Source organism: Sporosarcina sp. Y838 (genome assembly GCF_056786515.1).
In genome coordinates, this window is sequence record NZ_JBXCJD010000023.1 from 38,948 (window position 1) to 45,354 (window position 6,407).

Consider the following 6,407-nt stretch of genomic DNA (forward strand, 5'->3'; position numbering starts at 1 on the left):
CTTAATGACACCAATATATCATATGGTATTGTTCACTACAAGGTACCGATATAAAAATTATATAAGTGAATCCCATTTTAGCAACGGAACTTTCATTAGGGAGAAACGTAGTACATGATAGCAGTTGATTAAATGATAATACCGAGGGGGTGATAAGTTGAAGAAAGTCTTAATGATAATCTTTTCTGTACTGTTACTAACAAGTTGTAGTCAGGGAAAGCCTCATCACAATAAAGAACTCGAAAAAGATATTATCTCCATAATGAATGAAAAAGTAGCGGTGGAAATCAACTTGAATAACATGACGGATTTCATATGGGACAAAGCATTCATTATCCGGCCTTATACGACTAATCAAGCGATAAAGGAGCTAATTGGCGCCAAAAACCTGAACAATATGGAAATCCGTGATGATATAAATACTATTATTTTTAGTAAAGCAGGTAAACCGATTCAATATGTGGAAATACCTCGGTATACGGATTTTGTAGTAGAAGACGATACAAAACCGATTACACCGGAAGAAAGTATCTTGAAATTTGAAAAGACCTCATAATCATTTAAAATGTTTCAGCGCTTCTCGCTTACTAAGCGGTTTTAGAGGATGTTTTTCAACAAATGACATCACAAGATCTGGATCTGTTTTGGCATATTCCCTTAATGCCCAGCCAATCGATTTTTGAATGAAGAATTCCTTTGAAGTAGAATGCTGTTGAATGATTCTAAAAAGCAAATCTGCGTCTGTTTCTTGTTTGAATTTTAGTTGATGGAGAATCGCAGAACGGTTAGTCCATATATTGTCTGAAAGAGACCAATCTAGCATCACTTTTTCTCCATATTTACGATTGATTTTCACTACATGACCAACGAGAGAAGGGGCAATCGAATCTACGCTATCCCACCATGATTTAGACTCAATTAGCTCCTTTAAAACAGGGAAGTCATCTATTGATAACTGTTTTTTTAACTTATCAATAAGCGCGATAGCTGCGTACTGATACTCACGTTCTGGAAGATTATACAGTTTCCATGCTTCAACAAAAAGTTCCCCACGTTCAGGTAAGGAGAATTCGGAAAACTGTTCCTTTAATAATACTTTGCGAAGTGGACTTTTAATACCAAGGAAAGGAAAATGGTTTTTCAAATAAGCCACCATTGGTCCTGCCTGTTCAGTGTTTCGATTCGCTTCAAATTTCTCGATAATTCCTTTATGATCCCACGCTTTTTTCAATCCAGCTACCTCCCAGAAGTTTTAATTAAAGTGTAACATACTCACATACATGCAGCCTTTAGACAGAAATACATTCAAAATCGTTTGGAGTCACTCAAATGAAAAACGAGAGTTACTACGTAGGTTGAGGAACACTCGCGTTATTCAATGCGCGATTGGCGTAATGGAAAAAATGGGCTGAAATGGTTTCTCTTATCTTTAATTATGGTTCATTCACAAGTCTTACCCTCTTTCTTTTGGATAAAAGAAAATTCTGCGAAATGGAATAATTTATGGTAAACTATTTTAGAAGTCGAAATAATTTACCCAGGGGGAAAATGAATGACTATTGAAGTAAAAGTTATTTTTTCGAGCAATCCAATTGTTTCAGATAATGCCACAGTCAACCAATTTGTTGCCAATCAAAAAGCAGGACATTGTTCTGTATTAATTGGAGAAACGCATTATATCATTGTGAAAAAGTGCAAAGAAAAAGAGATGACACTCGAAAAAGTCCGTGCTACAGCGGGTAATATCGCACGCGATGTAACCGCTCAAAGAGTGGATAAAGCAATAGTGGACGGTGTGGAACTTTCAAATTCATTTACTGTGTTGGATAAAGAATCCATTCTGACAGCTTTCTCAGAAGGATGGGAATTGGGATCTTATCAGTTCGTAACCTATAAATCAGCAGTCACACCATTCCAAACTGAACTCCATATAACAGGCGACGAAGCGAAGCCTTTCGTTGAAGTGGGAAAAATTCGTGCGGCAGCAACAGCATTTTCACGTGATTTAATGAATGAAGTATCGAACGTTTTGAATCCTGAAACGTTTCCTGAAGTACTGAAGCAAAATTTTGAAGGCACAAATGTCGAAGTCAATGTGTTAGACAAAAAGAACCTTGAGGAAATGGGAATGAACGGGGTTCTGACAGTTGCTCGGGGTAGTATTTACAAACCTTCATTTGTTGAACTCATCTACAAAGGCGACGCTTCGAAACCGCTTGTTGCACTTGTGGGTAAAGGCGTGACGTTCGATACAGGCGGCATCAGCTTGAAGAGCGGCAAAGATTTAAGCGACATGCGTATGGACATGGGTGGGGCAGCTGCTGTTTCTGGTGCTCTTACATTGTTGGCAAAGTCGAATGCAAAAGTGAATGTCGTGGCATTGATTCCAATCGTGGAAAACATGCCGGATAACACATCTGTTTTGCCCGGTGAAGTTATCACTTACAAAAATGGTTTGACAGTGCAGGTGGGTAACACGGATGCAGAAGGTCGCCTCATTTTAGCAGACGCACTCATTCGTGCAGGTGAATGGAAAGCGGAATACATCGTGGATATCGCTACGCTGACTGGTGCAATCGTCAATGCACTCGGAACTGAACTAGGAGGCGTATTCGGTGATGAAGAACTGTCTGCACAAATGAAAAAAATCGGTGATCAAAATGGCGATTTCATCTGGCCGATGCCATTAGTCGAAGCATACGATAAGTCGCTCGACAGTGATTATGCGGATATGAATAACATCAGTTCACTTGGCGGGGCTGGCTCGATTACAGCGGGATTATTCCTACGCCGTTTCGTACCGAAAGAGAGTAAATGGCTGCATGTTGATATGGCGGGGATGATGAGTAAAACCAGCGCATCAGGCTATTATGCTAAATCTGCTACAGGGTATGGTGCGCGGTTACTGGCTGACTTTACAACGCATATCTCAAAATGAAAGAAAGTGCTCAGTTATACTGGGCACTTTCTTTTTCCTTATTCAAAGTCTAAGTAGTAGAGATGTGGCTGGAAATACACATCAGCAATCAGCGCTAAATCCGTCTTTTTATGAATCAAATGATGAACTCACCAAAAGGGATAAGGCACTTTCATTATTCGCAAACTAATACTTGTCTGATGAAATGTCCCTTTTTAGCAACACAACGATCGACGATAACGAATCCGGCTTCTTCAAGCATATGATCAATCGTTTCAATCGTCACGACAACAACTTTTTTAGTGAAACGGCGTGACTCTATTAATATATCCAGCTGTTCTCCTGGTGTAATATGCGTGAATAAATTATAAGGCATATCAATGATTGCGACGTCATAGTTGTCAACGACTTCTGCAATAGGTCCGATTTCTACATTGCCCTCGAGTCCAAAATGAACGATGTTTTTTCTAGAACCTAAAACGACGCGCGGGTTAATGTCTCGGCCGACGATGTTAATGCCCATTGATAGTGCTTCAACTAAAACTGTTCCAATCCCACAACAAGGATCGATTGCTCGAATCCCTTCAGGATGAGGCACTGCAATATTGGCAACTGCCCTGGCAACACGTGTACTTAGCGCAGTAGAATACATATGCGGTTTTTTCTGATGAAGAAACCAGACAGATTCACTTTCGACATGCTTCCCAAAATACCATTTGCCATTCAATAGGACGATGCCGAATGACTTTTCGGGAGAATTCACTAAATCAGGGGTGCCATTGATACGCAGTCCGATTTCACGTTCGATTTTCCGACGTTCAGGATGTCCAATTTTAGTAGTTGTATCAAGGTTGGTCGTATTTAAGCAGACAACTCTAAATGTAGATTCACCTAAATCATACTGTTCGACTTGACGAGAAACTTCTTCAAGACTGTCACCAACATAAATAATTTCCAGTCTTTCTTTCATGAATGCACTTCGGCTAGGATAGATTTTAATCGAACTTATCAATGCAGTGGAAGGTACATCAAAACCGAAAAAAGATCTCATTTCGAGCATACACAGATCATGCTCATCAGTATGTTGCGTATATGTGTATAGAAAGTTCGAATCGTTCACTCATTTCCCATCCTTCACTGCGTATCATCCATAGCCTCAACCAAATTAAATATAAAATTGTACATTAGTTGTAGAATCTCTATAAATGACAATTCTTCACTAAATCCATCTACGTAGTCTAATGCAAAGTTCATATCCCAAAGTCCGTCTTCACTCGAAAACATCACACTGTATTTCGTGCCATCTCCATTTAAGTGTGTGTCGAGATATGCTTTCATATCATCGCCGTATTTCTTTTGCAATTTCAGTCCAAATAAAGCGGTATACGTTTCAAAAACTTCATCAAATTCAAGTACGACCGCATCGACTCGAATGACTTCAAAAGCACTTGATTCTAAGTAAACGAATTCATTCAGATGACTTTTTAAGTATAGAATATGCTCATTTAAAAAGGACTGATCTTCTTCACGAATTAAATTTTCCGTTTCTTTAACACATCGTTCGATAGCACTGAATTTAAAGTCTTTCTCAACAACTGTTACATCACTAGGTATCAATTGATGCTTCTCTACATACTGTTGATCAATTTCAAATAACTCAATTTTACTATCAAGCGTATTTTCTGTAATATACTTATCCATCTGTTTTTTTAACACAATCAGTCATCTCCTTCATTGAAGAGAAATTAAAATGGTATCCTCTTATATAGTAGTATATCCTAAATTGGACTGTTCGGCTTCGAATTTGTAACTGGCATTATGTGTGATTAATACACAAGAGGTTTATAAGAAATAACTAATAAGTTGAAGAAAACTGAATTAACATTGTTAAGATTATTAGCGTTGACAAAGTGTCAATGCATCTATACAATTCATCATGTGCGAACTGTACTAATACATACCAAGTATTATAGATAGGAGCATCACCCATGACAGCAGACATGTTTAAAACAATTCGCTGACAGTCTGAAAGTTCCTTTGACTCAATTAGTTGAAGCTTCTGGTTTCGCGGTTAATGAAAATGGTTCAAAACTGCTTCTAAGAAATCGAATCTCCTGAAACAGGTCAGCATATATATGACTTTAAATTGCAGATTTTTCCAATAGGTTACTTGGAAGACGCGATTGCTGTACAATTAACAATGAATACTTTATCAAATAACTAACAAACAGGTAAATGATAGGTGGATCTATATATGAAAAGAAGCGATAGAAGAAAAAAGAAGCATAAAGGGCTCAAAAAGTTCTTTTTAGTAGTTGGATTGTTGGTGTTACTAGGAATTGGCTATGGGGTTTATCAATACTCTAGCGGTTTGTCACTAGCAAACAGTGGCTTGCTAAAGGATGATGAAACAAATTTTGATGAATTCGAAGGCGCGGATTCGAAATTTGGTGAGATTAATGTCCTGTTAATGGGTAGTGATGCTCGAGGCGATGAGAAGGATGCACGATCAGATTCTTTAATGATTGCTCATTACAATCAAACAACGAATGAAGTGAAAGTCGTTTCCATTATGAGAGATACATATGTGGAAATTCCAGGTCACGGAAAACAGAGAATAAATTCTGCGTTTTCAATTGGAGGTCCGGAACTTGTTAGAAAAACGATTAAGCAGAATTTTGATGTAGATGTTCAATACTATGCAATCGTTGACTTTTCGGGATTCCCAAAAATTGTAGATGTTATTGCTCCTGACGGAATAGAAGTGGATATACCATATGCAATGTCTCATGGTATCGGAATGACACTACAGCCGGGAAAACAAGTTTTATCTGGTGAGCAGCTGTTGGGATATGTCCGTTTCCGTCACGATATCAATAGTGATTTTGGGCGAGTAGAACGACAACAAGAAGCATTGTCTAAATTGAAAGAACAAGCAGTGAGTGTTCATAGTTTAATGAAAATACCTAAGTTACTTGGAGTTGTAAATCCTTACGTTGAAACAAACGTTGATAACAGAACGCTACTAACGATTGGGAAAGGCTTACTCAAAGGTAAATCTAAAGAGATGGAGTCGTTAAGAATTCCTGTTGCAAATTCGTTTGAAAATGAACGTGTTGACGTGGGAGAGGTTCTTAGTATTGACTTTGAAAAAAACAAACAGGCACTACAGGAGTTCTTATCATCAGAAGGCAATACGGATGACACAACGCTAGATGAAAGTGAACCTGAAGATAACAAAAATGAGTACAATCAATAAAAAGTTGAATAGAAAGTTAAATCGGAAAACGCGCATGTGTTATTAACACGTGCGCGTTTTTTTGCGTGCGCCCAGCATGGGCGTAGTCTGTAGGGTGCAAGTCCCGAACTGTGAAGGCAGAAGTAACAGTTAGTTTAACGCAAGGGTGTCCATGGCGACGTGGAATCTGAAGGAAGCGAGCGGCAAACCTCCGGTCTGAGGAACACGAACTTCATATAAGGCTGTGTATGA

At 38.5% G+C, this 6,407-nt stretch carries 6 protein-coding genes; 3 read left to right on the forward strand and 3 right to left on the reverse strand.

The genetic code is table 11. The features are described from left to right. Positions 1 to 157 precede the first annotated feature (157 nt). Entirely contained in the window at positions 158 to 556 is a 399-nt protein-coding gene (locus tag AC1TO4_RS17740; protein ID WP_482106369.1) for a hypothetical protein, read from the forward strand. Here AC1TO4_RS17740 and AC1TO4_RS17745 read toward each other — a convergent pair whose 3' ends face one another. Then, the gene (locus AC1TO4_RS17745) at positions 557 to 1,231 is read right to left on the reverse strand and encodes a DNA alkylation repair protein (protein ID WP_482106370.1); all 675 of its coding nucleotides are present in this window, start codon (positions 1,229 to 1,231) and stop codon (positions 557 to 559) included. 321 nt (positions 1,232 to 1,552) lie between these two features. On the opposite strand from AC1TO4_RS17745, the gene AC1TO4_RS17750 reads away from it, so the two are divergent. Continuing rightward, positions 1,553 to 2,938 carry a leucyl aminopeptidase family protein gene (locus AC1TO4_RS17750; protein ID WP_482106371.1) on the forward strand — a complete coding sequence of 462 codons (1,386 nt, stop codon included), beginning with the start codon at positions 1,553 to 1,555 and terminating at the stop codon, positions 2,936 to 2,938. Between the two features lie 154 nt (positions 2,939 to 3,092). On the opposite strand, the gene AC1TO4_RS17755 is transcribed toward AC1TO4_RS17750, so the two are convergent. Together AC1TO4_RS17755 and AC1TO4_RS17760 are read right to left on the reverse strand one after the other, a co-directional pair. Further along, entirely contained in the window at positions 3,093 to 3,977 is an 885-nt protein-coding gene (locus tag AC1TO4_RS17755; RefSeq protein ID WP_482106375.1) for a TRM11 family SAM-dependent methyltransferase, read from the reverse strand. Positions 3,978 to 4,051: 74 nt separating this feature from the next. Further along, on the reverse strand, positions 4,052 to 4,633 hold the full coding sequence (locus AC1TO4_RS17760) for a branched-chain amino acid aminotransferase (protein WP_482106372.1): 582 nt from the start codon (positions 4,631 to 4,633) through the stop codon (positions 4,052 to 4,054). 754 nt (positions 4,634 to 5,387) lie between these two features. On the opposite strand from AC1TO4_RS17760, the gene AC1TO4_RS17765 reads away from it, so the two are divergent. After that, the gene (locus tag AC1TO4_RS17765) at positions 5,388 to 6,176 is read left to right on the forward strand and encodes an LCP family protein (RefSeq protein ID WP_482106376.1); all 789 of its coding nucleotides are present in this window, start codon (positions 5,388 to 5,390) and stop codon (positions 6,174 to 6,176) included. Positions 6,177 to 6,407 lie beyond the last annotated feature (231 nt).